This is a genomic window from Microbacterium cucumeris (genome assembly GCF_058349845.2).
Window position 1 is genome coordinate 170,762 of sequence record NZ_JBYRIZ020000001.1, and the last position, 26,548, is coordinate 197,309.

The following is a 26,548-nucleotide window of genomic DNA, read 5'->3' on the forward strand; positions in this document are numbered from 1 at the left end:
CATGCCCGGGAGTCCCGCTCGCCCGCGGATGTGGGCGCGCCCGGTGCGATGCTGCTCATATGAGCAAGACCCCGCGCATGCGTCGGTCCGGCGTTACCCTGGAGGAGAAGGGAGGATGCCGTGGACGACGATCTGCTCACCGTGCGCGTCGCCGAGCTCTACTACGACGAGAGCAGGACGCAGGACGAGATCGGCGCGCTCCTCAAGATCTCGCGCTGGAAGGTCGGTCGGCTCCTGGCGCAGGCTCGCGAGCGCGGCATCGTCCGCATCGAGATCGTGCATCCCCGGGCGCGCCGTCTCGGACTCGAGCGCGCTGTCACCGAGGCATTCGGCCTCGCGGACGCCGTCATCGTGCCCGCTGCGGACGACGACGCCATGACGCTGGAGCGGGTCGCGCAGGGAGCAGCGGACCATCTCGCCGCCCTCCGCCCCGTGCCCCGCGTGCTCGGCGTCAGCTGGGGCCGCACGCTGACCGCCGTCGCAGAGGCCCTCGCCGACGGATGGGCGCACGGCGTCACGGTCGTCCAGCTCAACGGCGGGGTGAGCCTGAACCGGCGCTCGGGTGGGGCGGCGCAGCTCGCGGCCACGATCGCCCAGCGCGCGTCCGGTCAGGTCGCGCTCCTGCCGAGTCCCGCCATCCTGGAGCGCATCGAGACCAAACAGGCGATCGAGGCTGACCGCACCGTCGCCGGCGTGCTCGCTCAGGCGGAGGCCGCGAACGCGTTCTTGTTCAGTGCAGGTCCGTGCGATCGGACCTCCGCTCACGTGGAGAACGGCTACCTCGACGAGGAGGACGTCGCCGAGCTCGCCCGTCGCGGCGCCGTGGGCGACGTGCTCGGGCGATACGTCGACGCGGACGGCAACATCGTCGACCCCGAGCTCGACGCCCGCACGGTCGGAGTCGGGCTGGACCGTCTCCGCGCCGCGCGAAGCACGATCTTCGTCACCTCCGGTGCCGCCAAGCACGACATCGCGCGTACAGTCGTGACCAGCGGCCTGTGCCGGATCCTGGTGACCGATGAGACCACAGCCAGAGCATTGTTGGAGGAACAGTGACCACGAAGGAACTCGCCCGCAGGACTGCGGTGGACGTGCTGGGCGGTGAACCCGATGACGCGACGCTGCGGCGCTTCCTGCACGGCCTCCCAGGCGTCGACGCCGTGGGGCTCGAGCAGCGGGCAGCGGGCCTGGGTACGCGCTCGATCAAGACGAGCTCCAAGGCCTGGGCGCTCGACCGGATCATCTCGCTCATCGACCTGACCACGCTCGAGGGGGCGGACACCCCGGGAAAGGTGCGATCCCTGGTCGCGAAGGCGAAGACCCCGGACGCCGCCGAACCTACGACTCCGCTCGTCGCGGCCGTGTGCGTGTACGGCGACATGGTGCCGTACGCGGTGGACGCGCTCGGGAGCCTGCACGGGGATCCCGACGACGGGAAGATCTCCGTGGCGGCCGTGGCCACCGCGTTCCCGAGCGGCCGCGCCTCGCTGGACATCAAGCTCGCCGATACGGCGGAGGCGGTGGCCGCCGGTGCGGACGAGATCGACATGGTGATCGATCGGGGCGCGTTCCTGTCCGGGCGCTACGGTCTCGTCTTCGAGCAGATCGCGCGGGTCAAGGAGGCGTGCCGCCGGGAGGACGGCACCTACGCCTCGCTGAAAGTGATCCTGGAGACCGGGGAGCTCAACACCTACGACAACATCAAGCGGGCATCGTGGCTCGGCATCCTCGCCGGAGGTGACTTCATCAAGACCTCGACCGGCAAGGTGCAGCCGGCGGCGACCCTGCCGACCACGCTGCTCATGCTCGAGACCGTGCGCGACTGGTACCGCGCGACGGGCGAGAGGATCGGGGTGAAGCCCGCCGGCGGCATCCGTTCCTCGAAGGATGCCGTTAAGTACCTCGTCACGGTCGCCGAGACGGCCGGCGAGGAATGGCTGCAACCGCACCTGTTCCGGTTCGGCGCCTCGAGCCTGCTGAACGACGTGCTCCTGCAGCGGCAGAAGCTCGCCACCGGCCACTACTCCGGCCCCGACTACGTCACGATCGACTGACAGGGACACGAACATGTCATTTCTGGAATACGCACCGGCGCCGGAGTCCACGGCGATCCTGAAGCTCAAGCAGAGCTACGGACTGTTCATCGACGGCGAGTTCGTTGACGGTGGCGGCGACAGCTTCACGACCATCTCTCCGGCCGACGAGTCGCGGATCGCCGACATCGCAGCCGCCGGCGACGAGGACGTCGACCGCGCCGTCGCCGCGGCCCGCCGCGCCTACGAGCGGACCTGGTCGAAGATGAGCGGACGCGACCGCGGCAAGTACCTCTTCCGCATCGCGCGCCTCGTGCAGGAGCGGGCCCGTGAGCTCGCCGTGGCCGAGAGCCTCGACAACGGCAAGCCCATCAAGGAGAGCCGCGACGTCGACGTGCCCCTGGTGGCCGCGTGGTTCTTCTACTACGCGGGCTGGGCCGACAAGCTCGACTACGCCGGGCTCGGCGCGAACCCGCGGGCACTCGGCGTCGCGGGTCAGGTGATCCCGTGGAACTTCCCCCTCCTCATGCTCGCGTGGAAGATCGCTCCGGCTCTCGCAGCCGGCAACACCGTGGTGCTCAAGCCGGCCGAGACCACGCCGCTGACGGCGCTGATCTTCGCCGAGATCCTGCAGCAGGCGGATCTTCCCGCCGGCGTCGTCAACATCCTCAACGGCGCGGGCGCGACGGGCGCTCGACTGGTCCGGCATCCGGACGTCGACAAGGTCGCCTTCACCGGTTCCACCGGTGTCGGGCGGGACATCGCGAAGGCCGTGGCGGGGACCGGTAAGAAGGTCACGCTCGAGCTCGGCGGCAAGGCCGCGAACATCGTGTTCGACGATGCTCCGATCGACCAGGCCGTCGAGGGCATCGTCAACGGCATCTTCTTCAACCAGGGGCATGTGTGCTGCGCCGGCAGCCGACTGCTCGTGCAGGAGTCGATCCACGACGAGGTGCTCGACCGGCTGAAGGCGCGTCTGTCGACCCTGCGGCTCGGCGACCCGCTGGACAAGAACACCGACATCGGCGCGATCAACTCCGCCGCACAGTTGCAGCGGATCCGTGAGCTCAGCGACATCGGCGAGGCCGAGGGCGCCGAGCGCTGGACCGCGGACTGCGCGATCCCCGAGAAGGGCTTCTGGTTCGCGCCGACGATCTTCACCGGGGTGGAGGCCTCTCACCGCATCGCGCGCGATGAGGTGTTCGGCCCGGTGCTGTCGGTGCTGACCTTCCGGACCCCCGCCGAGGCGATCGCGAAGGCCAACAACACGCCGTACGGCCTGTCCGCCGGCATCTGGACCGACAAGGGCTCGCGCATCCTCGCCGTGGCCGATCGGCTGCGAGCGGGAGTCGTCTGGGCGAACACCTTCAACCGGTTCGACCCGTCGAGTCCGTTCGGCGGGTACAAGGAGTCCGGATACGGCAGAGAGGGCGGCCGGCACGGTCTGGCCGCGTACCTGAAGGGAGCCTCGGCATGAGCAAGCGACTGTCCGTCCCCAAGACCTACAAGCTCGCGATCGGCGGAGCCTTCCCCCGCAGCGAGTCCGGTCGCACCTACGAAGTCGTCTCCGCCAAGGGTGCTTTCCTCGCGAACGCGGCGAAGGCGTCGCGCAAGGATGCACGGGATGCCGTCGTCGCCGCACGGGCGGCGGCGAAGGGATGGTCGGGTGCGACCGCGTACAACCGTGGCCAGGTCCTGTACCGCGTCGCTGAGGTGCTGGAGGGCCGCCGTGCGCAGTTCGTCGACGAGATCGTCGCCCAGGAGGGCGTGTCGACCGCCGTCGCCGGCGCGCAGGTCGACGAGGCGATCGACCTGTGGGTCTGGTACGCCGGATGGTGCGACAAGTACGCCCAGGTCGCGGGGAACGCCAATCCCGTCGCAGGCCCGTACTTCAACATCTCGGTGCCCGAGCCCACCGGCGTGGTGGCGATCGTCGCGCCGCAGGAGTCGGCGCTGCTGGGGCTCGTGTCCGTGCTGGCACCGGCCCTCGTCGCGGGGAACGCGGTCGTCGTGATCGCCAGCGAGCGCTTCCCGCTGTCCGCCATCAGCCTCGCCGAGGTGCTCGCCACGAGCGATGTCCCCGGTGGCGTCGTGAACATCCTCACCGGCTCCCCGGCCGAGATCGCGCCGTGGCTCGCCTCACACGCCGACGTCAACGCGCTCGACCTCGCCGGAGCCGGCGAGCTGGAGTGGGTCGACCTCGAGATCGCCGCGGCCGACACGCTCAAGCGGGTGCTCCCGCCGGGTGCCGTGGACGCCACTCCGGCGAGGATCGCGGCGTTCACCGAGACGAAGACGGTCTGGCACACCAAGAGCATGGTGTGAGACCCCGGCCGGACACCGGGCCGTCGCAATGCGGCCCGGTGTCCGATGCACGGGTTAGGCTCGTCAGGAAGATCTCAGGATCCTGAGGAGGATGCGCATGGCTCGTATCGGTGAGAGCGCCGACCTGTTCAAGTGCTCGTTCTGCGGAAAGAGCCAGAAGCAGGTCCAGCAGCTGATCGCCGGCCCCGGCGTGTACATCTGCGACGAGTGCGTCGAGCTGTGCAACGAGATCATCGAAGAGCGCATGGCGGAGTCCGAGGCCTCCGGGGTCGCGGAGTTCGATCTGCCCAAGCCGCGCGAGATCTTCTCCTTCCTCGAGGAGTACGTGGTCGGCCAGGAACCCGCGAAGAAGGCACTCGCCGTCGCCGTCTACAACCACTACAAGCGCGTGCGCGCGCGCAGCACCCTGCAGCCGGCCGAGCAGAAGGCCGAAGAGATCGAGATCGCCAAGAGCAACATCCTGATGATCGGTCCGACGGGGTGCGGCAAGACGTATCTCGCGCAGACTCTCGCCAAGCGGCTGAACGTGCCCTTCGCGGTCGCGGACGCCACGGCACTGACCGAGGCCGGCTACGTCGGCGAGGACGTCGAGAACATCCTGCTCAAGCTCATCCAGGCCGCCGACTACGATGTCAAGCGCGCGGAGCAGGGCATCATCTACATCGACGAGATCGACAAGATCGCCCGCAAGGCCGAGAACCCCTCGATCACGCGCGACGTCTCGGGTGAGGGCGTCCAGCAGGCCCTGCTGAAGATCCTCGAGGGCACCGTCGCCTCGGTGCCGCCGCAGGGGGGACGCAAGCACCCCCATCAGGAGTTCCTGCAGATCGACACGACGAACGTGCTGTTTATCGTCGCTGGCGCGTTCGCGGGACTCGAGGACATCGTGTCCGCGAGGGTCGGCAAGCACGGTGTCGGCTTCGGCGCTCCTCTGCACGACAAGACCAAAGACCTCGACCTGTTCAGCGAGGTGCTGCCGGAGGATCTGCACAAGTTCGGACTGATCCCCGAGTTCATCGGCCGCCTGCCCGTCGTCGCGTCCGTGTCCCCGCTCGACCAGGACGCCCTGATCGACATCCTGACCGGACCGCGCAACGCCCTCGTCAAGCAGTATCAGCGCATGTTCGAGCTCGACGGCGTGCAGCTCGAGTTCGAGGAGGACGCGCTGCGATCCGTCGCCGACCTCGCCGTCGAGCGCAAGACCGGTGCCCGGGGTCTCCGTGCGATCCTCGAGGACGTCCTCGGGCCGATCATGTTCGAGATCCCCTCTGCCGAGGACGTCGCGAAGGTGATCGTGACGCGTGCCGCGGTCGAAGAGGGGGCGCCCCCGACCGTCATCATGGAGCGCAAGCGCAAGAGCGCCTGAACCCGCGGTCGACGTCGGAGGTCCGCACTACGGTCGCGGTATGCGACCTTTCCAGATCTCCGTGCCGGATGATGTCCTTCGCGACCTGCGTGAACGTCTGGAGCGGGTTCGCCTGCTGCCGGATTCGCCCAGGCGACCGGACAGCGGGCTGACCGCGGCCTACCTGGCCGAGCTCGTCGAGTCCTGGCGCTCGTTCGACTGGCGCGGCCGCGAACGCTGGCTCAACGAGTTCCCGCAGTTCCTCGCCGAGGTCGACGGCACGCAGGTCCACTACGTGCACCGCCGCGCCGAGGACGCCGGCGCGCCCGCGATCCTCCTCATGCACGGGTGGCCGCACACCTTCGCGCTGCAGCTCGACCTCGTCCGGCTCCTCCCCGAGTTCGATGTCGTCGTGCCGAGCTTCCCCGGTTTCGCCTTCTCGGAGCCGTACGACGGCACCATGACCGAGAACGTCATGGCGGATCTGATGCACGGTCTGATGACCGAAGTGCTGGGGTACGACCGGTACTTCGTGTACGGCGAGGACATCTCGGCGAACGTCAGCGATCTGATCGCCTCCGAACACCCGGAGAACGTCGCGGGAATCGTGGTGACGCACGCGCACTTCGGCACCGACGCCGAGCGCGAGTCGTGGGACGATCCCGAGGTCAGCGCGTTCTTCCGCCGCCTGTCGGAGGCCGGGGGACCCGACGGCGCCTACGCCCACGTTCAGGCCACGCGCCCGGACACGCTGGCGGCGGCGCTGAACGATTCGCCGGTCGGATTGCTGGCATGGATCGTGGAGAAGCTCGTCGAATGGAGTGACACGCCCGCTGATGACCCGGCCGGCGTGGAGCGGCTCATCTCACGAGATCGCATCCTCACCGAGGCGACCATCTACTGGGTGACCCAGACGATCGCGTCCTCGTTCCGCCCCTACTTCGATCACGGCGCCGACGCGGCCATCGCCCCCGTCGAGGTCCCGGCCGTCGTCGCGATCCAGCGGCACGAACACGACTACCCCGAGGTGCTGGCACGCGCCTTCTACCGCGATCTGCGTTCGTTCGAGCGGCTGGAGCGGGGCGGCCATTTCGCGGCCGCCGAGGTCCCCAGCGCGATCGCCGAGCGTGTGCGCACCCTGGCCGCCGAGACGCGGTCGCCCGCGGTGTCCAGGATCAGGTGAGAGGCAGGATGAGATCCGTGCGCAGCCGCTCAGCACGTTCCGTCGGGTCCGAGACGTAGACCTCGATCGAGATGCCCCGGGGCATGAGGCCTGCGGACACTGCTCGTTCGACGAGCCCGGACCAGCCCGTTCCCAGGCCGTCGTACGCACCCAGGTAGGTCGTCGCGACGGCCGGCCCGGAGGGAAGCGTCGACGCCGTGATCAGCACTCCGTCCGCATCGATCGGATCGGCCGGGGCGCTCGCGACGGGGAACCCGAGCTCGAGGTCGAACTCCTCCATCGGGTTGCCGTGGTAGATCGCCAGCGCCGGACCGGCGGGCACGAGTGCGCCGGTGCCGAACTGACGGCCGACCGCGGCATAGCCGGAGTCGAACGCCTCCCGCAGATCGTCGAATCGGATGCCCTCGTGGCGGACGACGGCGAGCGGCATCGGGTCCAGCTCGATGCGATCGGCTGCGCCGAACGGGGCCTCGGGGAAAGCGGTCATGGGTTCTCCTCCTCGACGGACGTGCTGACAGGGCTCAGCCTAGGCACTGAGAGGCGGCGAGGGCACTCATCGAGCTCTCGTCATACGTCGCAGCGCGTGCGTCGAACACCGCGCGGATCGCCGCGAGGTCGCCATCACGACTCATCCCTCGAGACCGCGGCGCTTCAGCAGCGGCTGGATCTCGGCGTCCCGGCCGCGGAAGTCGCGGTAGGCCTCGAGCGGATCCTTCGACCCGCCGACGCCCAGCAGGCGCTCGCGGAACCGGTCGCCGTTGTCGCGCGTCAGACCGCCGTTCTCACGGAACCACTCGACGGTGTCGGCATCGAGCACTTCGCTCCAGATGTACGAGTAATAGCCCGCACTGTAACCGCCGGCGAACACGTGCGCGAAATACGTCGACGAGTACCGGGTCGGCACGGCCGGCTCGTCGAGACCGATCTCGGCGAGAGCGGCCGCCTCGAACGCCGCCACGTCGTCCACGGCATCTTCCGGCGACAGACGGTGCCAAGCCTGATCGAGCCAGGCGGCCGCGAGGTACTCGCTCGTCGCGTGCCCCTGGTCGAACGTCTCGGTCGCCCTCAGACGCTCGACGATTCCCGCGTCCAGAGGCTCGCCGGTCTCGAAGTGACGGGCATAGTTGTCCAGCACCTCGCTCCACAGGATCCACATCTCGTTGACCTGACTGGGGAACTCGACGAAGTCGCGGAACACGTTGGTCCCCGCGAAATGCGGGTACGCGACGGTCGCGAAGAGCCCGTGCAGGGCGTGACCGAACTCGTGGAACAGCGTCGTGACCTCGTCCAGCGTGAGGAGAGTGGGCTGCCCGTCCGCGGGACGTGCGACGTTGAGGTTGTTCACCACGACGGGAGCCGTGCCCCGCACGCGCGACTGGCTGACGATCGGGTTCATCCACGCGCCCCCGCGCTTCGAGTCCCGGGTGTACAGGTCGAGGATGTAAAGCCCGAGCGCGCGGCCGTCGGCGTCGGACACCTCGAACACGCGCGCACCCGGGTGATAGGCGACCAGGTCCGACCGCTCGGCGAACGTGATGCCGTACAGGCGCGTCGCGGCGAAGAACACGCCGTCCTGCAGGACGCGTTCGGCCTCGAACCACGGCCGCAAGGCCGCAGTGTCGATGTCGTACTCGGCCGCACGGACCTTCTCGGTGTAGAACGCCCAGTCGTGGGCCTCGAGTTCGAAGGGCCGCGGCTCGGTCTCGTCGATGATCCGCTGCAGCGCGGCCTTCTCGCGTCGGCCGTTGGCTGCGGCCGGGATCGCGAGACGGTGCAGAAGGTCGGAGACGGCCTCGGGCGTCCCCGCGGTCTCGTCGGAGGTGACGTACGCCGCGTGGGAGGGATGCCCGAGCAGCGACGCGCGTTCGGCGCGCAGACGGGCGATCTCGGTGAGCACGGCGCGGTTGTCGTACGCGTTCCCCCGTGCACCGCGTGATCGCGAGGCCTCCATGATCCGGCGGCGGCTCTCGCGGTTCGTCAGCGACGAGAGGTACGGGTGCCCGGTGAACAACGGGAGCGTCACGAGGTAGCCGCTCTGCCCACGATCGGCGGCGGCGCGGGATGCCGCGGACAGCTCACCCTCGGACAGGCCGTCGAGCTCGGTGGCGGACTCGAACGCCACCGCGAGCTCGTTCGTGTCGGCGAGCAGGTTCTTCTCGAACGTCGTCGTCAGCGTCGACAGGCGCTGGTTGAGCTCGGTCAGCCGGGCCTTCGCCTCGTGATCGAGAGCGGCGCCGGCGTGCGTCATCTCCCGGAAGCGGCGCTCGACGAGATAGCGGTCCTCACCCGCGAGACCCAGCTCGTCGCGGCGGTCATGGATGCGGCGGATGCGGTCGTAGAGTGCGGCATCCAGGTTCACGGCATCCTCATGCGCGGCCATCAGCGGAGCGAGCTCCTCGTCGATGGACTGGATCTCCTCGGTCGCGTCCGCCGAGCTCACGGTGTAGAAGGCGTGCGCGACGCGCTCGAGCAGCTCTCCCGACCGCTCGAGCGCCAGCATGGTGTTCTCGAACGTGGGCTCGTCCGGAGAAGCGGTGATGCGGGCGATCTCGTCCCGATGCTCGGCGAACGCGGCGCGGAAGGCCGGAAGGTAGTGCTCGGGGCGGATCGCGGCGTAATCCGGAAGGGCATAGGGGAGCGGGGACGGCGTGATGAGGGGGCCGGCGGCATCGGTCATGGGATCGAGCCTACGCCGCCGATACCGGACCGCCGGGATCCCGGTCAGGGCCGCAGCTACGCTGGAAGCGCTCGCGAGCACGTTGCGGGCGGAGACCCGGGAGACCTGCTGATGACCGTCGAGAACGCTGTCGAAACACCGGACTTCCGGGTTGCGGTGATCGGAGTCGGCGCGCGTGCCGGAATCGCCCGTCACGTCGAGGCCGTCGGAGGCCGGGTGGTCGCTGCGGTCGACCCGGACGAGCGCAGTCGCGAGCGCGTCGTTCGCCTGTTCGGGGACATCCCGGTCTTCTCCACCGTGACCGAGCTGCTCGCCTCGGGGACCCGGCTCGAGGGCGCGTTCATCACCACTCCGGACTTCACGCATGCCGACGTCGCCGTCGAGCTGCTCGAGGCAGGGATCGCCACGTATATCGAGAAGCCGCTGGCCACCTCGATCGAGGACGCCGACCGCATTCTGGAGACCGGCTTCCGCACCGGCACGAAGGTCTACGTCGGGCACAACATGCGGCACATGCAGGTCGTGAAGACGATGAAGGACATCGTCGATCGGGGCGAGATCGGCGAGGTCAAGGCGATCTGGTGCCGCCATTTCGTCGGACACGGCGGCGATTACTACTTCAAGGACTGGCACGCCGAGCGCGACAAGGCGATGAGCCTGCTGCTGCAGAAGGGCGCTCACGACATCGACGTCATGCACTGGATCGCCGGGTCCCCGACCCGGTCCGTGGTGGGCATGGGCGATCTCGCTGTGTACGGCGCCGTCGAGTCGCGCCGCGACAACTCCGACCGCCGCATGGGGGACTGGTTCTCGATGGCGAACTGGCCACCGGCGGCTCAGCAGGACCTGAACCCGGTGATCGACGTCGAGGACATCTCGATGGTCCTGATGCGCACGGACAGCGGTGTGCTGATGAGTTATCAGCAGTGCCACTTCACCCCGGACTACTGGCGCAACTACACCGTGATCGGCACGGAGGGGCGCATCGAGAACTTCGGTGACGAATCGGGCGGCGAGATCCGGCTCTGGAACGCGCGCAGCGATTATCTCGAGAACGGGCACGTGCGCTTTCCGATCGAGGACGGCGGCGACGGGGGTCACGGCGGCGCCGATCCGCTCACGGTCGCGGAGTTCGTCCGCTTCGTGCGGGACGGGGGTGCGACGCTGACGAGCCCTGTGGCGGCACGGGACGCCGTCGCGGCTGGCGTCGGCGGGGCGCTCTCGATCCGATCCGGGTCCCGGCCGTTCGAGATCCCGCGCCTGCCCGAGGACGTCCTCGAGCATTACGCCGCACACCAGCCCGCACGCTGATCCGGACCGCGCAGGGCCCGGAGCTGATGCAAAGAAAAGCTTGCAAAAGACTCTTTGCAAGGATATCTTTGCATCATGACTGATCGTGAGAACGCCGCCCGGCAGGCGGGTCCCGAGGAGCGCCGCATCCTCGACGCGGGGGCGCTTCGGGCGCTGGCACACCCGTTGCGGGTGAAGATCTTCGACGTGCTCGCCAATGAGGGCCCGCAGACCGCCAGTACGCTCGCCGCGATCCTGGGGGAGTCCTCCGGAGCGACGAGCTACCACCTGCGCACCCTCGCGCGGCACGACCTCATCCGCGAGGTCCCCGGCGAGCATCAGGGACGGGAGCGCTGGTGGGAGCGTCCGCCGGGCGGGATCGTGTACGACTCCCGCGCTGTGCAAGGATCCCCGGCCGGCGAAGCCGCGCTCCAGGTCGCCGTCGCCGAGGTGCACCGCCGCCGCCACGAGGAGCTGATGGAGTACTTCACCGGACGCATCGATCTCGAGCCCGAGGAATGGGTCGATGCGAGCTCCTCGATGACATCGGGCATGAGCCTCACGGCCGAGCAGACCATCGAGCTCATCCGACGGATCGAGCAGGTCATCGACGAGACCGCGGCGACCTACCGCGGTCAGACCGGCGACGGGGTGCGCCGGGTCAGCGTCCGCGCGGACATCTTCCCCCTCACTGCGCACACCAGGAGCACGAACAGCGAGGAGGCGCGTCCATGAGCGCCGTGATCGCCAGTCAGGTTCCCGTCATCCCGCGCGGGGCCACGGCGCTCGAGCGCTGGGCGCTCCGACGGGCCATCGCGGTGACCGGGTGGATCACCCGGCGCGCCGAGATCCGCCAGGAGCGCCACGACGCGTTGCTCGCCCGCCTGCAGATCGAGCAGACGACGGCCGCCGATCCCGCAGCGACCGACCGCGCGCTCGCGCAGTGCGGTCTGCCGCTGAAGTGACGCTCAGTCCTCGAACGGGCGGGTGACGACCTCGCCGGATGCCGTCGCGAGGACCTCCCACCCGGCATCCAGCTCCGCGATCGGACGGCCCTCGAGCCACGTCAGCGTCCAGGACCCGGTGTGGCCCTCGGCCTCGACGGCCGCGATGCCGGGTCGGAGGGATGCCGGGACGGACGCCGGCGGTTCGGAGCCGGCGGACCACCGGGTGCCCAGCTGCATCAGCTCTCCTCCGCCGGTGCCAGCTCGATCTCCGTCACGGCGATCTCCTCGCCCTCGACGAGGTCGAGCTCGGCGATGCGCCCGACCGCCTGCAGGTCTCCGGCGGCGGCGCGCAGAGCCGCGAGCTGCGTGGCGGGGGCGGCGATCACGGCACGCGCGACCGGGGTCTTCTGCGAGGCCTTCGCCTCGGTCTTGGCCCGGCGGATGCCGATGAGAGCGGCGCTGGCGGCGGAGAGCACGGCAGCGTCGCCACCGCGCTCGGCCGGTTCCGGCCACGCGGAGGTGTGGATCGAGCCCTCTTCGAACCAGCTCCAGGCCTCTTCCGTCGCGAACGACACCACGGGCGCCAGCAGGCGCAGCAGCGTCGACAGCGCGATCCGCAGTGCGAGCGCCGCGGAGGGCTGGCCGACGTCGGCCTGGTTGTAGGCGCGCTCCTTCACCAGCTCCAGGTAGTCGTCGCAGAACGTCCAGAAGAACGCCTCGGTCACCTCGAGCGCGCGCGCGTGATCGAACGCGTCGAACGCCGTGGTCGCCTCGCGTACGACGACGTCCAGCGCGGCGAGCATCGAGGCGTCCAGATCGTGCGTGATCTCCGCGCCCTCGGGAACCGGGAAGGAGAGCACGAACTTCGCGGCGTTGAGGATCTTGATCGCGAGCCGCCGGCCGATCTTCATCTGCGTCGGGTTCTGCGGGTCGAACGCGGCATCCACCCCGAGTCGGCTGGAGGCCGCCCAGTACCGCACGGCATCCGAACCGTGCTTGTCGAGGATGTCGGCCGGGGTGACGACGTTGCCCTTCGACTTCGACATCTTCTTGCGATCGGGGTCGACGATGAAGCCCGACACCGAGGCGTGGGCCCACGGTGCGCGAGCGTCCTCGAGCGTCGAGCGCAGCATGGTCGAGAACAGCCAGGTGCGGATGATGTCCTGTCCCTGCGGACGCACGTCGAACGGGGCGACGAGGCTCCACAGCTCCTCGTCCCGCTGCCAACCGCCGGCCAGCTGAGGGGTGAGGGAGGAGGTCGCCCAGGTGTCGAGGATGTCGACCTCGGCCTCGAACCCCCCAGGGACGCCGCGCTGGTCGGCCGTGTAGCCGGCCGGGACGTCGATGGTCGGGTCGATCGGCAGCGATGCCGCGTCGGGCAGGATCACGCGGTCGAAGTCCCGCTCTCCGTTCTCGTCGAGGCCGTACCAGACGGGGATCGGGACGCCGAAGAAGCGCTGGCGCGAGATCAGCCAGTCGCCGGTGAGGCCTCCGACCCAGTTCTCATAGCGCACGCGCATGAAGTCGGGATGCCAGGTGAGCTCCCGGCCGTTCGCGATGAGCTGGTCGCGGAGGTCCTCGTCGCGGGCGCCGTTTCGGATGTACCACTGGCGCGTCGAGACGATCTCCAGCGGACGATCGCCCTTCTCGAAGAACTTCACGGCGTGGTTGAACGGTGCCGACACGCCCAGCAGCGCGCCCGCGGCGTCCAGCAGCTCGACCATCTGCTTGCGAGCGCTGAACACGGTCTTGCCCGCCAGTTCGGCGTACGCGGCCCGTCCGGCCTCCGAGGTGATCGCGTCGGGAGCCTCGGCGATCACGCGGCCGTCCTGGCCGAGGATCGTGCGGTTGGGAAGATCCAGTTCGCGCCACCAGACGATGTCGGTCACGTCGCCGAAGGTGCAGACCATCGCGATGCCGGAGCCCTTGTCCTGCTGAGCGAGGTGATGGGCGCGCACCGGCACCTCGACGTCGAAGACGGGCGTGCGGACCGTCTTGCCGAAGTACGGCTGGTACCGCTCGTCGTCGGGATGCGCCACGAGGGCCACGCACGCCGCGAGCAGTTCGGGACGCGTCGTCTCGATCTCGACGTCACCCGATCCGTCGGACTTGGGGAAGGCCAGCCGGTGATAGGACGCCTGCTGATCGCGGTCCTCGAGCTCGGCCTGCGCGATCGCCGAGCGGAAATCGACGTCCCACAGCGTGGGAGCGAGCGCCTGATAGGCCTCGCCGCGCTCGACGTTGCGGAGGAAGCCGAGTTGGCTCTGCCGGATGGTCTCGTCCGAGATCGTGCGGTAGGTCTGCGTCCAGTCGACGCTCAGGCCCATCTGGCGGAAGACGTCCTCGAACTGCTTCTCGTCCTCGACCGTGAGCGTCTCGCAGAGCTCGATGAAGTTGCGTCGGCTGACCGGCACCTGGTCGGCTGCCTTCAGGCTCTTCGCATCCCCGCGGAACGGGGGTACGAAGTCGGCGTCGTACGGGAGGGACGGATCGCAGCGCACACCGTAGTAGTTCTGGACGCGGCGCTCGGTCGGAAGCCCGTTGTCGTCCCAGCCGATCGGGTAGAAGACGGCCTTTCCCCGCATGCGCTCGTAGCGGGCCTTGACGTCGGTGTGCGTGTACGAGAACACGTGTCCGATGTGCAGGGAACCGGATGCCGTGGGAGGAGGCGTGTCGATCGAGTAGACGCCGGCGCGGCCGAGTTCGGCGGCGCGCAGCCGGTCGAACAGGTACGTGCCCTGCTCGGCCCAGACGCCGTCCCACTTCGCTTCGAGACCTTCGAGTGCGGGCTTGTCGGGAATCGCGGACATGGAGGTCTCCTCGAGCGATGTATGCGGCACGGTGTGTGCGTGCCTGAGTGTGGGTGGGTGCAGACAGTCTACCGATCCGATCCGTCTGCTGCTCGACGCCGTAGATCGACCCGGTCCAAGAATCCGACGTAGACTGATCTGACCCCTTCTCTCCGTTCTGAGGACACGCATGCCCACCGCATCCGCCCGTCGTCTCCTGCCCGTCGCCGCGCTCGCCGCCGCGGCCGCTCTCGCCCTGAGCTCCTGCGGCGCATCCGGAGGCGAGAGCGCGGACGGCGGCGGCGAGGTGGTCTGGGCCATCGAAGGAGCCAACCTGTCGGCCGGCCACATGGACCCGCAGACCAGTCAGCTCGACGTCTCGAGCATGGTCCAGCGCGTCGTGCTGGATTCCCTGGTCTTCCAGGAGGAGGACGGGTCATTCTCGCCGTGGCTCGCCACCGAGTGGACGATCGCCGACGACGCGACGAGCTACACGTTCCAGCTGCGCGACGACGTGACGTTCCACGACGGCGAACCCTTCGACGCCGAGGCGGTGAAGGCGAACTTCGACCGCATCGCCGATCCGAAGACGGCCTCCGCGCAGGCCGAGAGCATGCTCGGCGGCGAGTGGTATGCGGGAACCGAGGTGCTGGGCGAATACGAGGTCAGGGTGAACTTCTCGCAGCCGTACGCCCCGTTCCTGCAGGCGGCCAGCACCCCGCTGCTCGGCTTCTACTCCCCGGCGGTGCTGGAGAGCTCCGCCGATCAGCTCAAGGCCGGCGGGCCGGGCATCACAGTGGGCACCGGGCCGTTCGAACTCACCGACTACACCCCGGACCAGGAGATCGTGTACACGCGCAACGAGGATTACGCGTGGGGACCGGACGGCTCGGGAGCCGCGCAGTTCGAGACGCTGAAGGTCGAGATACTCCCGGAGGCCTCGGTGCGCACCGGAGTCGTGGAGAGCGGCGAGGCGGATCTCGCGAGCCAGCTTCCGCCGAACCTCGCCGCCGACCTGTCGGATGCGCTCACGGTCGAATCGCGCGAGTACCCCGGCCTGCCCTACTCGCTGTACCTCAACGAGAAGCACGGCGTCTTCGCGGACGAGAAGGTGCGTCAGGCCTTCGCGCGCGGCATCGACATCGACTCCGCGGTCGAGGAGATCTTCTTCGGCCAGTTCCCGCGGGCCTGGAGCATCCTCGGCTCGACCACACCCACCTATGACGCGTCGATCGAGGGGACCTGGCCGTTCGACCAGGACGAGGCGAACCGCCTGCTGGACGAGGCCGGCTGGACCGAGCGCGACAGCGACGGCATCCGGATGAAGGACGGTCAGCGCCTGTCCGTGCGGTGGATCGCGTGGACGCCGGTCCCGGACGACCGCGCCGCCCTCGGCAACGCCATCCAGTCGGATCTCGCCGAGATCGGCTTCGAGGTCGAGCGCGAGGTCCTCGAACCGGGAGCCTACAACGCGCAGTACGAGCCGAAGACCTTCGATCTCACCGACTGGGGCTTCTCCGGCGTGGACCCCGACCTCCTGCGCAGTCACCTGCACACCGACGGGTTCCAGAACGCCTCGCAGGTGTCGGATGCCGAGATCGACGCGCTCCTCGAGCAGGGTGTCGCGACGACCGATCAGGAGGCCCGCACCGAGGTCTACCAGCAGCTGCAGCAGTGGAACGCCACGTACACCGCCATCGTCCCGCTGTACAGCCCGTCGCTGATCACCGCGGTCGGCGACACCGTGCAGGGACTCGCCTACGACCTCTACGGCCGCCCGCTGTTCTACGACGTCACGGTCGATTGACGGGCCGCGGATGACCCGGGTCGCCCTGCGCATCGCCGGGCTGCTCGCCTCAGCCGTTCTCGTGCTGTGGGGAGCGGCGACGCTGGCGTTCCTCGCGTTCCGGGTGATCCCGGGCGACCCGGTGTCTGTCATGCTCGGGCCGCAGGCGCAGGTCGCCGACAGCGTCAAGGACGCCATCCGGGCAGAGCTCGGACTCGACCGTCCGCCGTTCGAGCAGTACGTCGCCTACCTCGCCGGGCTCGTGCGTGGTGATCTCGGCGAGTCGTACCAGCTCAGGATGCCGGTGACCGAGGTGATCGGTCGTCAGCTGGGGGCGACGGTGCAGCTGTCGGCGGCCGCGCTCGTCATCGCGGTGGTGCTGGCGCTGGCCGTGGCGCTGCTCGCACGAGGGCGGATCGCCGGAGTCGTGGCGACCGGCGTCGAGCTGTTCATCCTCTCCTCCCCGGTGTTCTGGATCGGCATCCTGCTGCTGAGCGTGTTCGCGTTCGGCCTGGGCTGGTTCCCGGTGACCGGATCGCGCAACGCGGCCACCCTCCTGCTCCCTGCGGTCACGCTCGCGCTGCCGGTGGCGGCACTGCTCGGCCAGGTGCTGCGCGACGGCATCGCCCAGGCCGAGCGTCAGCCGTTCGCCGAGACGGTGCGCGCGCGGGGCGCGGGGCCGGTGCGGCTGACCCTGCGCCACAGCCTGCGGCACGGCGCGGCCGGCGCGCTCACTCTCGCCGCCTACCTCACTGGCTCGGTGCTGGGTGGCGCGGTGCTCGTGGAGACGGTGTTCGCGCGACCGGGACTCGGGCGGGTGACCCTGGCCGCCATCACCGATCGCGACCTTCCCGTGATCGCGGGGATCATCCTGCTCAGTGCCCTGGTGTTCGTCGTCGTGAGCATCGTCGTGGAGCTGCTGCACCCGGTCCTGGATCCGCGTCTGCGGCGGGCGGGGGCCCGGTCATGACCGCTGCCCGTCGTGTCCTGCTCATCGCCGCCTGCGCAGTCCTGGCGGTCGTCGCGCTCGCCGCGATCGCTCCGGGGCTGCTCGCGACGCACGATCCACTGCAGGTCGACGTGCGCTCGACGCTGCTCCCGCCCAGCGCCGAGCACCTCTTCGGAACCGACCAGAGCGGCCGCGACGTGTACTCGCGCGTCGTCCACGGCACAGGTCGATCGGTCGGGATCGGGGTGCTCGCGACGGCGATCGCTCTCGTCGCCGGGCTGGCGGTGGGGTCGTTGTCCGGCGTTTCCCCGCGGATCGTCGACGCCGGGTTCATGCGCCTCAACGACGTGCTGATGGCGTTCCCGGAGTTCCTGATCGCCCTGGTGGTGGTCGCGGTCCTCGGGCCGGGCCCCGTGAACGTGGCGATCGCCGTCACGCTCGCCGCGATCCCGGTCTACGTCCGGCTGGCGCGGGTGCAGACGCGGACACTGCGCCTGGCGGAGCACGTCGAGGCCGCCCGCATCCTCGGCGTCCCGCGCGGTCGCGCCTTCCTGCGTCACGTGGTCCCCGGCGTCCTCGGCACGCTCAGCGTGCTCGCCACGATCGGCATCGGCTCGAGCATCCTGGCCGCAGCGGGACTCAGCTTCCTCGGGCTCGGCCCCACGGAGCCGACGCCGGAATGGGGCCTCATGCTCGCGGGCGGGCGCAACGCGCTGGGTCAGGCCTGGTGGATCTCGGTGTTCCCCGGTCTCGCGATCACACTGACCGTGATCGCGGCCACGGCGGTCGGGCGCGTGCTGCGGGCGAGCGCGGAAGGGCGGCGGGTATGACGGCTCTCGACGTGCAGGGGCTGCGGATCGCGTTCGGGCGAGACGTCGTGGTCGACGACGTGTCGTTCTCCCTGGATGCGGGTGAGTGCGTGGCGATCGTCGGGGAGTCGGGGGCGGGCAAGTCGCTGACGGCCCGCGCCATGCTGGGGCTGGTCCCGTCGGACGCGCGGGTCACGGCGGAGCGCTGGGAGGTGGCCGGTGCCGACGTGCGACGGCTCGATGAGCGCTCCTGGAGGCGGCTGCGCGGCAGAACCGTCGCGCTGGTGTCGCAGGATGCGCTGGTGTCGCTCGACCCGCTCCAGCGGATCGGCTCGGAGGTCGCCGAGCCCCTGCGCCTGCACGAGAAGGGCCTGCGGGGCGCGGCGCTGCGCGCCCGCGTCCAGGAGGCGCTCGAGCGCGTGTGGATGCCGGATGCTGGCCGTCGCGCTCGGCAGTATCCGCACGAGCTGTCCGGGGGGCTGCGCCAGCGCGCCCTGATCGCGTCAGCACTGGCCGCGTCGCCCTCGGTCCTCGTCGCCGACGAGCCCACCACGGCTCTGGACTCGACCGTCCAGGCCCGCGTGCTCGACCTGCTCCGCGAGATCACGGATGCCGGGACCGCCGTGCTGTTCATCAGTCACGACTTCACCGCTGTGCGCCGCGTGGCCGATCGAATCCTCGTGATGCGCGACGGTCGGGTCATCGAGGCGGGACCTGCCGCTCAGGTGCTCGACGCCCCGCAGGAGCCGTACACCAGGACGCTCGTCGCCGCGACCCGCCATCGGCCGCGCGAGACCTCGGCTGCGCCCGGCGAAACGCTGCTCTCAGTCGACGGACTCGCGAAGGCGTTCGGAGGAGTGACGGCCGTGACCGAGGCGACGTTCGCCGTGGCGCGCGGACGGACGCTGGGCGTGGTCGGCGAATCCGGATCCGGCAAGACGACACTCGCACGGATGATCATCGGGGTCGAACGCCCGGACGCGGGAGAGATCCGCTGGCACGGGCCGCATCGTGTCCAGTTCGTCCATCAGAATCCGCTCGGGGCGTTCGACCCGCGCTGGAGCATCGGGCGCTCGCTGCGCGAGGCGCTGGAGGCCGCGGGCGTGCCCAGGAGCGAGCGCGCGGAGCGCGCGGCGGCGCTGCTCGAGGAAGTCGATCTCGATCCGGCCCTGGCGGCGCGGCGCCCGTCGGCACTGTCCGGGGGCCAGAGACAGCGCGCCGCCATCGCCCGCGCGCTCGCCGCGGATCCGGATGTCCTGGTGCTGGATGAGCCGGTGTCGGCGCTGGATCCGTCCATCCGGGAGCGCGTGCTCCGGCTGCTGCTGCGACTCCAGCACGAGCGCGGCCTCACGATGCTGTTCGTGTCGCACGATCTCGACGTCGTCGCAGCGGTCGCGGAGGACGTCCTCGTGATGCAGGACGGGGCGATCGTCGAGCAGGGTCCGGTGGCGGACGTGTTCGCGGCGCCGCAGCATCCCTTCACCCGCGAACTGCTGGCGGCAGGGCTCAGTCCCGCACCCTGATCCCCACGCCGGCTGCCAGCAAGGGCGCCAGCTGCTGGACCTGGAAGCCGGTGAGCGTGACGCCGCGCAGGCTGTTCGCGTCGGTGAATGACATCGCGTCCAGTCCCCGCAGGTCGACGTCGGTCGCGCGCAGACCGCGGGGGTCGACCTCGTCGCTGCGGCATTCGTCGAACCGCACGCGCGTGAGCTGCGCCTGCGGCATGTCGAGCGTCCGGATCGTCGAGTCCGCGAACAGCAGGTCCGTGCCCTTGGCGGCGCCGAGGTTGAGGTAGTCGATGTGCAGGTCGCGCAGTTCGAGCTCACCGATCCGGGTGGTGGAGAGGTCGAGCGTTCCGATGCGTCCGCCCCTGACGCGCAGGCGACGGATCCCCGCGTCGCGCAGGCCGACGGACGCGGCGCGGACGCCGATGATCTCGACGTCCAGAAGGTCGGCCCCGGTCAGATCCACCGTGCCGGCGTCGACGGAGAGCTCGCACTGCTCGAGCGTCGCGTGGGCCAGGTCGACGTCACCCGTGAGGGCGAGCCGGGACTGGAGCAGGTCGGCGCGGCGCGCGGGCTCGGCCGGCGTGAGGACGTCGGGAACATCGGGCGGGGAGACGCGCGGCGCGGCGGGGGATTCGGGGGAGCGGACCATGCGTCGAGCGTAGGACGTGGGTCGGACGCTTGCGGATTCGTTGCTCATCTTCTATATTGCTAGCATGCAAGCATCCGAACCGAAGGTGCAGTTCAACGTCTACCTGCCGCCGGGTCTCGTCCGCGGCGTCAAGCACCGCGCGATCGATGAAGGCACGAGCCTTTCGGCCCTCGTCGAGAAGGCGCTGCGCGCGTACCTCGAGGGGGAGTCATGACCGTCGTCCAGCAGATCCTCTACACGCGCAGGCCCGAGCGGTGGTGGGCACTGGCCGAGGTGCTCGGCTTCACGACACCGTTCGCGCCGGCGCCGGAGTGGGGTGAGTTCCACGCCGACGGCGTGCTGGCCGTGCACCACGCCACGCCGGAGCATGCTCCTGGCGCGGTGGACGTCCATTTCCTGGTCGAGGACGTGGATGCCGCGGCATCCGCGCTGTCGTCGTTCGATGTCGAGCGGGGGTCGATGGAGGGTGTGGGCGAGATGCTGACCGTCCGTGCGGCGTCCGGCGTCGCGATCTCGGTCTCGGCGGGTTCGGCCGCCCGATCCGGAGACGTGTCGGTGCAGCCGATCTGGTTCCAGCAGGACCTCGCCGAGCCGCGCGCGATCCTGGAAGCCCTCGGTCTGCGCGCCGGGATCGCGTCGGATCGCGGTGGCTGGGTCGAGCTGCACGCCGAGGCCGGCCGGGTCGGGCTGCACTCCGGGGATCCCGGCATCGGGCTGAGCTTCGAGACGCGCGAAGACCTGGACGCGCTCGCGCAGCGCCTGCGGGACGCCGGATTCGACGCATCGGTCGTGGATGAGGCCTTCGCGCGGACGATCCGCATCCCGGATCCCGACGGCGGCGCCGAGATCTGGATCAACGGCGTCCAGGAAGACCTGCACGGCTACCACCGGGAGTCGTGACCTGCGTCAGAGCTGGTCTCCCGGTGGGAGTGATCCGTGGTCATCGTGACCGCGCGTACAATGGACGCAAAGCATCGATCCGGCCATCACCGGGGAGCTCTCGGAAGAACGGTCGCGAGACCCAGTAGAACCGAGCGGGGCAGGCCCGTCATCGCCGCAGTGAGAGTGGCCCCGCCGTGAGGCGGCGCACGCGGGGTGGTACCGCGGTCCTGTCTACAGGGTCGTCCTCGCAGCAGCATCCGCCACGACCACTGCGAGACACGATGACCTATCCCCGCACCTCCGCCTTCGGCCCCGCGGCCGACTCCGTCACGCCGAGCCCGCGGTTCCCCGCGATCGAGCGGGAGATCCTGGAGTTCTGGAAGACGGACGACACGTTCCGGGCCTCCGTCGCGCAGCGCGAGGGCGCCGAGGAATGGGTGTTCTACGACGGCCCGCCGTTCGCCAACGGCCTGCCGCACTACGGCCACCTCCTCACCGGATACGCCAAGGATCTGTTCCCGCGCTTCCAGACCATGCTCGGCAAGAAGGTCGACCGGGTCTTCGGATGGGACACGCACGGCCTGCCCGCCGAGCTCGAGGCGATGAAGCAGCTCGGGATCACCGAGAAGAGCGAGATCGAGGACATGGGCATCGACGTCTTCAACGCGAAGGCGAAGAACTCGGTGCTCGCCTACACGCGCGAGTGGCAGGACTACGTCACGCGCCAAGCGCGCTGGGTCGACTTCGACCGCGGCTACAAGACACTCGATCTCGGCTACATGGAGAGCGTCCTGTGGGCGTTCAAGACGCTGTACGACAAAGGTCTCGCCTACGAGGGGTATCGCGTGCTGCCGTACTGCTGGCGCGACGAGACCCCGCTGAGCGCCCACGAGCTGCGCATGGACGACGACGTCTACCAGACGCGCCAGGACCCGTCGGTGACCGTCGCGTTCCCGCTCACCGGTGCGGATGCTCAGGCGCAGGGCCTCGACGGGGTGCGCGTGCTGGCCTGGACCACGACGCCCTGGACCCTCCCGACGAACATGGCGCTCGCCGTCGGGCCGGACATCGCGTACGTCGTGCTCCCCGCAGGTCCGAGCGGCGCGGCCGACGGCAGCGAGGGTCGTTACCTGCTCGCCGCCGACCTCCTGTCCGGCTATGCGAAGGATCTCGGCTACGAGGATGCCGCGGCGGCCGCCGCGGCCGTCGAGCGCACGCTCTCCGGCGCCGAGCTCTCCGGACTCGGCTACGAGCCGCCGTTCGACTACTACACCGACACGGCGACGTACGGGACCGAGAACGCCTGGCGCGTGCTCGTGGACGACTACGTCACGACCTCCGACGGCACCGGAGTCGTCCACCAGGCACCGGCCTACGGTGAGGACGACCAGCGGATCACCAATGCGGCCGGCATCCCCACCATCCTGTCCCTGGACGACGGCGGACGGTTCCTGTCCAGCGTGACGGATGTCGCCGGTCAGCTGTGGATGGACGCCAACACGCCGCTCGTCCGGCTGCTGCGCGAGCGCGGGAAGCTGCTGCGACTGCAGAGCTACGAGCACTCCTACCCGCACTGCTGGCGCTGCCGGAACCCCCTGATCTACAAAGCCGTGTCGAGCTGGTTCATCCGTGTCACCGACATCAAGGACGACATGCTCGCGAACAACGAGCAGATCACGTGGGTGCCGGAGAACGTCAAGCACGGCCAGTTCGGCAAGTGGCTCGAGGGGGCGCGCGACTGGTCGATCAGTCGCAACCGCTACTGGGGCTCGCCGATCCCGATCTGGAAGAGCGACGACCCCGAGCACCCCCGCGTGGACGCGTACGGTTCGCTGGAGGAGCTGGAGCGCGACTTCGGCACGCTGCCGCGCAACCCCGACGGAGAGGTCGACCTGCACCGGCCGTACATCGACGAGCTCACGCGTCCCAACCCCGACGACCCCACCGGCAAGAGCACGATGCGCCGCATCGAGGACGTCTTCGACGTGTGGTTCGACTCCGGTTCGATGCCGTACGCGCAGGTGCACTACCCGTTCGAGAACCAGGAGTGGTTCGACACGCACGCTCCGGCGGATTTCGTCGTGGAGTACATCGGGCAGACCCGCGGCTGGTTCTACGTCATGCACGTGCTGTCCACCGCGCTGTTCGGCCGTCCGGCCTTCACCGGCGTGAGCTGCCACGGCATCGTGCTCGGCAGCGACGGCTACAAGATGTCCAAGTCCCTGCGCAACTATCCGGACGTGAGCGAGGTCTTCGATCGCGACGGCTCCGACGCGATGCGCTGGTTCCTCATGTCCAGCTCGGTGCTGCGCGGCGGCAACCTGTCGGTCACCGAGGAGGGCATCCGCTCCGGCGTGCGCGAGTTCCTGCTGCCGCTGTGGAACTCCTGGTACTTCTTCGCCACCTATGCCAACGCCTCGGACGGCTATCAGGCCAGCTGGCGCACGGACTCCGAGGACGTGCTCGACCGCTACATCCTCGCGCGCCTGGGCGACCTGGTCCGCGATGTGCGCTCCGATCTCGAGGGGCTCGACTCCACGACCGCGGCCGGGCGGCTGCGTGACTTCGCAGAGGTGCTGACCAACTGGTACATCCGTCGTTCGCGCGACCGGTTCTGGGTCGGCGTGACGGATGATCCGGCCAGCCGCGAGGCCTTCGACACGCTGTACACCGTCCTCGAGACTCTGTGCCGCGTGGCCGCGCCCCTGGTGCCGCTGATCGGAGAACGCGTTTGGCAGGGCCTCACCGGCGGACGCAGCGTGCATCTCGAGGACTGGCCGGATGCCGCGGCGTTCCCGGCTGCGAACGAGATCCGCGACGCCATGGATGCCGTGCGCGAGCTGTCCAGCGTCGGCAACGCGCTGCGCAAGAAGGAACGGCTGCGCGTGCGCCTGCCTCTCGCGCGGCTCACCGTCGTGTCGCCGCTGGCGGCGTCTCTCGGCCAGTTCGAGGACATCCTGCGCGACGAGCTCAACGTCAAGACGGTCGAACTGGTCCCGCTCACCGACACGGCCGCGGGGGAGTACGGCATCAGCCACCGGCTCAGCGTCAACGCCCGTGCCGCGGGCCCGCGTCTGGGCAAGGAGGTGCAGCGCGTCATCCGCGCCGCCAAGGACGGCTTCTGGACCGAGGACGGCGGGGTGGTCACCGCGGACGGCATCGTCCTCGAGCCGCACGAGTACGAGCTCGCGCTGGAGACGACCGGCCGCCCGGAGGGCGAGGCGCTCGCGATCATCCCGACCGGCGGCTTCGTGCTGCTGGACACCGCGACGACGCCGGAGCTCGAGGCCGAAGGCCTGGCGCGCGACGTCATCCGCGCCGTGCAGGAGACGCGCAAGAACGCCGGGTTCGACGTGAGCGATCGCATCCGTCTGGGGCTGCTGTTCTCGGATGCCGAGGACGCCGACGCCGTGGCCGCCGCGTTCGACATCGCGGATGTCGCAGGGGAGACTCTCGCCGTGGAGCATCGGGTGGCGCGTGCCGGGGATGCGCTGGACGCCCCGGAGTTCACCGCCGAGATCGAGAAGGGCACGTACGCGAACCGCGGCGACTTCACGATCGCCGTCACCCGCGTCGGAGGAGCCGAAGGATCCGTGCCGAGCGAGCGGAGCGAGAACAAGTGAGTGACAGGCAGAGAGCCGACGAGGTCTACGAGACGCTTCTCGCGCGCGCCGGCGAACGGTGGGTGCAGCCGCGCAAGGAGCGCGTGGCGCGCATCCTCACGCTGCTGGACGACCCGCAGCGCACCTATCGCGTGGTGCACATCACCGGCACGAACGGCAAGACGTCGACGGCGCGCATGATCGAGAGCCTGTTGCGCGCCCACGGTCTGCGCACCGGGCTGTTCACGAGCCCGCACCTGGAGCGGTTCACCGAGCGCATCATGATCGACGGCGAGCCGATCGACGACGCCGCCGTGGCGGACGCCTGGGACGAGATCGACCCGTTCGTCGGGATCGTGGACGCCGAGCTGGAGGCCGCGGGCGACGCGCCCCTGACGTTCTTCGAGCTGCTGACGGTGCTCGCCTTCGTCGCGGCGTCGGATGCCCCGGTCGACGTCCTCGTGCTCGAGGTCGGAATGGGCGGCGCCTGGGATTCCACCAACACCGCCGACGGAGACGTGGCCGTGTTCGCCCCGATCGACATCGATCACGCGGACCGGCTCGGCGACACGATCGCGGAGATCGCCGAGGTCAAGGCGGGGATCATCAAGGAGGGCGCCGCCGTCGTCTCCGCCCAGCAGCCGGAGGAGGCCGTCGCGGTCCTGCGGCGAGTCGCTGCGGAGAAGAACGCCACCATCGCGTTCGAGGGGACCGACTTCGGCCTCGCCGAGCAGAAGCTGGCGGTCGGCGGGCAGCTGCTGACGGTCCGGGGCCTCGCGGGCCAGTACGTGGAGGAGTACCTGCCGCTGTACGGCGCGCATCAGGGGCACAACGCGGCTCTCGCCATCGCCGCGGTCGAGTCGCTCATCGGCGCGGGATCCCAGGCGATCGCGGGGGACATCATCACCGAGGGCCTTCAGGGCGCGACTTCGCCCGGACGGCTGCAGCTGCTGGGCATCGCCCCGACGGTCATCGTCGACGCGGCGCACAATCCGCACGGGGCGACGGCGCTCGCGCAGGCACTGGACGACAGCTTCGACTTCGACGAGTGGGGGCTCGTGCTCGGCATCCTGTCCGACAAGGACGCCGCCGGGATCGTCTCCGTGCTCGCCCCGGCGGCCGCCCACGTCTTCGCGACCTCCCCCGATTCGGAGCGCGCGAGCGATGCCGATGCGATCGCCGACCTCGTGGAGCAGGCGGGTCACCGTGCGACCGTGCATCCTTCTCTCGCGGACGCTGCGGATGCGGCGCGCGAGTGGGCGGCGTCCTCGGATCGTCGTGCCGTGGTGATCGCCGGCTCCGTCGTGCTGGCGGGCGAGGCGATCGCCCTCGCCGAGGAAGAGGACTGGAAGTCGGGGTGGCGGGCGTGAGCGCCGAGCAGGCTCGGCGTCCCCGCGCACCGCGCACGCTGGTGCAGAAGCTCGCGCCGATCGTGCTCGGCTTCGAGGCGATCATCGTCTTCCTCGCCGGTCTCACCATCTTCGGACTCCGTGTGCTGCCGGAAGGCATCCCGCACTGGTGGGGCATCGCCGGCGGCGCGATCCTGGCTGTCGCATGCATCGCCGTGGCGGGCCTCATCACCCGGCCGTGGGCGATCGCGGCCGGTTGGGTGATCCAACTGATCATCGCGCTGTCCGCGATCCTGGTCCCGGCCATCCTCATGGTCGTCCTGGTTTTCGGCGGCATGTGGGCGTATGCGACGATCATGGGGGCCAAGCTGGACGCACGACGTCCGGCCGGAGCCGAAACCGATTCTTCGACAGAGAGTGAATGA

23 protein-coding genes are annotated in these 26,548 nt (G+C 69.6%); 18 read left to right on the forward strand and 5 right to left on the reverse strand.

Features of this window, described 5'->3' with window-relative positions; all coding sequences use genetic code 11:
* Positions 1-120: 120 nt before the first annotated feature.
* The 6 genes from AC3RXZ_RS00880 (at position 121) to AC3RXZ_RS00905 (ending at position 6,886) form a co-directional block, all read left to right on the forward strand.
* Positions 121-1,056 carry a sugar-binding transcriptional regulator gene (locus AC3RXZ_RS00880; RefSeq protein WP_491492881.1) on the forward strand — a complete coding sequence of 312 codons (936 nt, stop codon included), beginning with the start codon at positions 121-123 and terminating at the stop codon, positions 1,054-1,056.
* Between the two features lie 29 nt (positions 1,057-1,085).
* The gene (deoC, locus tag AC3RXZ_RS00885) at positions 1,086-2,054 is read left to right on the forward strand and encodes a deoxyribose-phosphate aldolase (protein ID WP_491493485.1); all 969 of its coding nucleotides are present in this window, start codon (positions 1,086-1,088) and stop codon (positions 2,052-2,054) included.
* 13 nt (positions 2,055-2,067) lie between these two features.
* The gene (locus tag AC3RXZ_RS00890; protein WP_491492882.1) at positions 2,068-3,510 is read left to right on the forward strand and encodes an aldehyde dehydrogenase family protein; all 1,443 of its coding nucleotides are present in this window, start codon (positions 2,068-2,070) and stop codon (positions 3,508-3,510) included.
* Entirely contained in the window at positions 3,507-4,358 is an 852-nt protein-coding gene (locus AC3RXZ_RS00895) for an aldehyde dehydrogenase family protein (protein ID WP_491492883.1), read from the forward strand. Before AC3RXZ_RS00890 ends, AC3RXZ_RS00895 begins: the two co-directional genes overlap by 4 nt.
* Positions 4,359-4,455: 97 nt before the next feature.
* A complete protein-coding gene (gene clpX, locus AC3RXZ_RS00900) occupies positions 4,456-5,724 on the forward strand; it encodes an ATP-dependent Clp protease ATP-binding subunit ClpX (RefSeq protein WP_243225926.1) in 1,269 nt (422 codons plus the stop codon).
* 40 nt (positions 5,725-5,764) lie between these two features.
* Positions 5,765-6,886, forward strand: coding sequence for an epoxide hydrolase family protein (locus AC3RXZ_RS00905; protein WP_491492884.1), 1,122 nt, complete (start codon positions 5,765-5,767; stop codon positions 6,884-6,886).
* Here the strand turns inward: AC3RXZ_RS00905 and AC3RXZ_RS00910 are convergent.
* Together AC3RXZ_RS00910 and AC3RXZ_RS00915 are read right to left on the reverse strand one after the other, a co-directional pair.
* A complete protein-coding gene (locus tag AC3RXZ_RS00910) occupies positions 6,879-7,373 on the reverse strand; it encodes a GyrI-like domain-containing protein (RefSeq protein WP_491492885.1) in 495 nt (164 codons plus the stop codon). The two genes, AC3RXZ_RS00905 and AC3RXZ_RS00910, sit on opposite strands and share 8 nt — an antisense overlap.
* A gap of 141 nt (positions 7,374-7,514) precedes the next feature.
* Entirely contained in the window at positions 7,515-9,563 is a 2,049-nt protein-coding gene (locus AC3RXZ_RS00915; protein ID WP_491492886.1) for a M3 family metallopeptidase, read from the reverse strand.
* A 111-nt stretch (positions 9,564-9,674) separates the two neighbouring features.
* Between AC3RXZ_RS00915 and AC3RXZ_RS00920 the strand changes: the two genes are divergently transcribed.
* From AC3RXZ_RS00920 to AC3RXZ_RS00930, 3 genes are all read left to right on the forward strand, one after another.
* Positions 9,675-10,874 carry a Gfo/Idh/MocA family protein gene (locus AC3RXZ_RS00920; RefSeq protein WP_491492887.1) on the forward strand — a complete coding sequence of 400 codons (1,200 nt, stop codon included), beginning with the start codon at positions 9,675-9,677 and terminating at the stop codon, positions 10,872-10,874.
* 75 nt (positions 10,875-10,949) lie between these two features.
* Positions 10,950-11,588, forward strand: coding sequence for an ArsR/SmtB family transcription factor (locus AC3RXZ_RS00925; protein WP_491492888.1), 639 nt, complete (start codon positions 10,950-10,952; stop codon positions 11,586-11,588).
* On the forward strand, positions 11,585-11,818 hold the full coding sequence (locus tag AC3RXZ_RS00930; RefSeq protein ID WP_243225918.1) for a hypothetical protein: 234 nt from the start codon (positions 11,585-11,587) through the stop codon (positions 11,816-11,818). Before AC3RXZ_RS00925 ends, AC3RXZ_RS00930 begins: the two co-directional genes overlap by 4 nt.
* Before the next feature lie 3 nt (positions 11,819-11,821).
* Here AC3RXZ_RS00930 and AC3RXZ_RS00935 read toward each other — a convergent pair whose 3' ends face one another.
* Complete coding sequence (locus tag AC3RXZ_RS00935; RefSeq protein ID WP_243225917.1) at positions 11,822-12,037, reverse strand: hypothetical protein; 216 nt, start codon at positions 12,035-12,037, stop codon at positions 11,822-11,824.
* On the reverse strand, positions 12,037-14,610 hold the full coding sequence (valS, locus tag AC3RXZ_RS00940; RefSeq protein ID WP_491492889.1) for a valine--tRNA ligase: 2,574 nt from the start codon (positions 14,608-14,610) through the stop codon (positions 12,037-12,039). The genes AC3RXZ_RS00935 and valS overlap by 1 nt, the downstream gene beginning before the upstream one ends.
* Positions 14,611-14,779: 169 nt before the next feature.
* Here valS and AC3RXZ_RS00945 point away from each other — a divergent pair, with 169 nt between their 5' ends.
* The 4 genes from AC3RXZ_RS00945 to AC3RXZ_RS00960 are packed head-to-tail and all read left to right on the forward strand — an operon-like array spanning position 14,780 to position 19,656.
* Positions 14,780-16,396, forward strand: a complete 1,617-nt coding sequence (locus tag AC3RXZ_RS00945; RefSeq protein WP_491492890.1) for an ABC transporter substrate-binding protein — start codon at positions 14,780-14,782, stop codon at positions 16,394-16,396.
* A 10-nt stretch (positions 16,397-16,406) separates the two neighbouring features.
* Complete coding sequence (locus AC3RXZ_RS00950; RefSeq protein WP_491492891.1) at positions 16,407-17,345, forward strand: ABC transporter permease; 939 nt, start codon at positions 16,407-16,409, stop codon at positions 17,343-17,345.
* Entirely contained in the window at positions 17,342-18,154 is an 813-nt protein-coding gene (locus AC3RXZ_RS00955; RefSeq protein WP_491492892.1) for an ABC transporter permease, read from the forward strand. Before AC3RXZ_RS00950 ends, AC3RXZ_RS00955 begins: the two co-directional genes overlap by 4 nt.
* Positions 18,151-19,656, forward strand: coding sequence for an ATP-binding cassette domain-containing protein (locus tag AC3RXZ_RS00960; RefSeq protein ID WP_491492893.1), 1,506 nt, complete (start codon positions 18,151-18,153; stop codon positions 19,654-19,656). The genes AC3RXZ_RS00955 and AC3RXZ_RS00960 overlap by 4 nt, the downstream gene beginning before the upstream one ends.
* On the opposite strand, the gene AC3RXZ_RS00965 is transcribed toward AC3RXZ_RS00960, so the two are convergent.
* Entirely contained in the window at positions 19,640-20,290 is a 651-nt protein-coding gene (locus AC3RXZ_RS00965) for a pentapeptide repeat-containing protein (RefSeq protein ID WP_491492894.1), read from the reverse strand. The two genes, AC3RXZ_RS00960 and AC3RXZ_RS00965, sit on opposite strands and share 17 nt — an antisense overlap.
* Positions 20,291-20,354: 64 nt before the next feature.
* Between AC3RXZ_RS00965 and AC3RXZ_RS00970 the strand changes: the two genes are divergently transcribed.
* The 5 genes from AC3RXZ_RS00970 (at position 20,355) to AC3RXZ_RS00990 (ending at position 26,548) form a co-directional block, all read left to right on the forward strand.
* On the forward strand, positions 20,355-20,504 hold the full coding sequence (locus AC3RXZ_RS00970; protein ID WP_491492895.1) for a ribbon-helix-helix domain-containing protein: 150 nt from the start codon (positions 20,355-20,357) through the stop codon (positions 20,502-20,504).
* Positions 20,501-21,190: a hypothetical protein gene (locus tag AC3RXZ_RS00975; protein ID WP_491492896.1), complete on the forward strand. Its 690-nt coding sequence runs from the start codon at positions 20,501-20,503 to the stop codon at positions 21,188-21,190. Before AC3RXZ_RS00970 ends, AC3RXZ_RS00975 begins: the two co-directional genes overlap by 4 nt.
* 263 nt (positions 21,191-21,453) lie before the next feature.
* Positions 21,454-24,795, forward strand: coding sequence for an isoleucine--tRNA ligase (ileS, locus tag AC3RXZ_RS00980; RefSeq protein WP_491492897.1), 3,342 nt, complete (start codon positions 21,454-21,456; stop codon positions 24,793-24,795).
* Positions 24,792-26,144 carry a bifunctional folylpolyglutamate synthase/dihydrofolate synthase gene (locus AC3RXZ_RS00985; protein ID WP_491492898.1) on the forward strand — a complete coding sequence of 451 codons (1,353 nt, stop codon included), beginning with the start codon at positions 24,792-24,794 and terminating at the stop codon, positions 26,142-26,144. The genes ileS and AC3RXZ_RS00985 overlap by 4 nt, the downstream gene beginning before the upstream one ends.
* Positions 26,141-26,548 (forward strand): DUF4233 domain-containing protein, encoded by a 408-nt coding sequence (locus tag AC3RXZ_RS00990; protein WP_491492899.1) that lies wholly within the window; start codon positions 26,141-26,143, stop codon positions 26,546-26,548. The genes AC3RXZ_RS00985 and AC3RXZ_RS00990 overlap by 4 nt, the downstream gene beginning before the upstream one ends.